Genomic DNA, 2,034 nt, shown 5'->3' on the forward strand with positions numbered 1-2,034 from the left:
CTTTCTAAACTCAAGCCATTAGCCCGAGCTAGATCATGTGTTTTGATGCCGTGTTTTTGAGCAATACCGCCTAAAGTATCACCACTTTTTACTGTGTAGTCTCCTGATGTAGATGAGGAGCTTGATCGTGTTGAGTTAGTAGAGCCACTACTAGAAGCAGGCGATTGCCCAGAAGGTTTATCATTTTTGCCACCGTTCATAGCGTCATTAATACCCTCTAAACCTTCTTTTGCCTTGTCGCCTAACGCCCCTAGACCATCACCAATACTACCAATGGCTCCACCGATAGCACCAGCCGTCCCTTTTGCTATATCAGTCATGGTATCTAGTGCATTATTGAAGAACCCTTCTTCTTTATCAGAAGCAGATGGTTTTGATGTTTGCTTTGGTGTAGGTCTAGCAGTGGGGGTGGATGAAGGTTTTGGTGTTGTGTGAGTTGGTGCTGAACCATCGCTACGTAGCTTGATCGTTTGACCTGCTTGCAATGTTGTTGGGTTCGTTATCCCATTCATACGTTGAAGCTGTTCTACTGACACGCCACTTCTTTGTGAGATTCCAGTTAACGTCTCACCTTTTTTTACTTTGTAATTGGTTTGATTTTTTAGAGAGTCAGGCCTCTCATTAGTTTTGCCTGTTAGGCTACTGCCCTTTGGCGGCACTTTGATGATTTGACCTGGAACTATTTTATCAGGGTCTTTTATAGTGGCTTTATTGAGCTGCGCTAATATCTGCCAAGTAGTGTCATGCATTTTAGCAATGGTGTATAGATCTTGACCTGTCTTAACTTCGTACTCATCTTTACCGACCGCAACTTTATGAGTGCTTCTTTTGTACGAACCAGCGCTCTTGGCAAGTTCCCTAAGTTTAACGGTTTGAATAGAGAAGGGGGCTTTGAGTATAATCCTACCTTTTTTCGTAGGGACACTAATATAACTATTAACCTTAATCATCTCTTTCGTCAACGGATGACGAATATGAACCACTAGTATAGTACTAGGCGGTCTACTGATTGGTGTGCCAAGTCCTTTACTGTCAGATTTGCTGACACTAATGGGCGTTCCTGATTCTCTAATTTCATGGTATAGATTGGGAAAAGGTTTATTAAGAAGGTCAATAAATTTGAGTTGAAATACAATACTTTTGGTTTTACTCATCGTTACTCTCCTGATAAGAGTCTTGGCCTAAAGAATCGTTTGACTCATTACTGTCATATTCATCAGACATTTCTGTCTCTTCATCCTCGTCAGGTTCAAACTCAACACCCCAATCCGTATCTTTAAAGCCAACTAACACTTCAACTTCTTCTTCTTTATCACTAATCACAGGAGCAGTCCGTCCATGTTCGTCTAACACTCCTTCTATCAGTTGTCCATCAGGTCGCAATATTTGAAACTCAATATCATTAAAGTTGTGCTGATAAAACAAATCATAAACATCTAGCTTATTACTAAACAGTGGAACAGTCTCAGGCATCATCGGTAATGAATAATTAGCTTTTGCTCCAGAAACCAGCTCTTTCTTCACCGCCTGAACTTTAATCGTCCCCGGACACACCAGCTTAATCCCGCTATCATCAATCGTAATGGATGCTCCTGCTGACGTTTGCAGCTTAATACGCTTCGGACTGGATATATTTACTTGTCCCGACTCACTACCAACCCTCATACCTTGCTGACTGTGCAGTTGCAGCTCACCGCCTTGGGCTTGTATCGCTAGTGGCTCTCTGTTGGCACTGATATGTAACCCTGATAGATCGGCTTGACCACCCACTCCCGAGAGCGAGTCAATCGTATTTACCGTCAGCGTATAATTGCCTGCCACCACATCCGACTGGGTGCTGCCTGACTGCCTGACTATTGTTTTCGCCGTCCAAAGCGTATTACTTGCTGAGGCTAATATACTGTCACGACTGACCAGCATCACATCAGACGCGCCTAACACTTCCGTACTTAGCGTCTCATCTATAATTTGAGCACTGGTTTTAAAGGCTTCTATCGTTTGGTTGGCATCGCTAAGTGCTGCCGTGGATTGCAA

At 43.2% G+C, this 2,034-nt stretch carries 2 protein-coding genes; both read right to left on the reverse strand.

Annotated features, from left to right (window positions below; translation table 11 throughout):
* A partial coding sequence (locus tag ACT3TU_RS14035; protein WP_444784519.1) for a LysM peptidoglycan-binding domain-containing protein occupies nucleotides 1–1,154 on the reverse strand: 1,154 nt, incomplete at its 3' end.
* On the reverse strand, nucleotides 1,147–2,034 hold an 888-nt coding region (locus ACT3TU_RS14040), incomplete at its 5' end, for a DUF2345 domain-containing protein (protein WP_444784520.1). The genes ACT3TU_RS14035 and ACT3TU_RS14040, both read right to left, overlap by 8 nt.

The sequence above is a fragment of the Psychrobacter sp. AOP3-A1-26 genome (assembly GCF_052378235.1).
Classification (GTDB): Bacteria; Pseudomonadota; Gammaproteobacteria; order Pseudomonadales; family Moraxellaceae; genus Psychrobacter.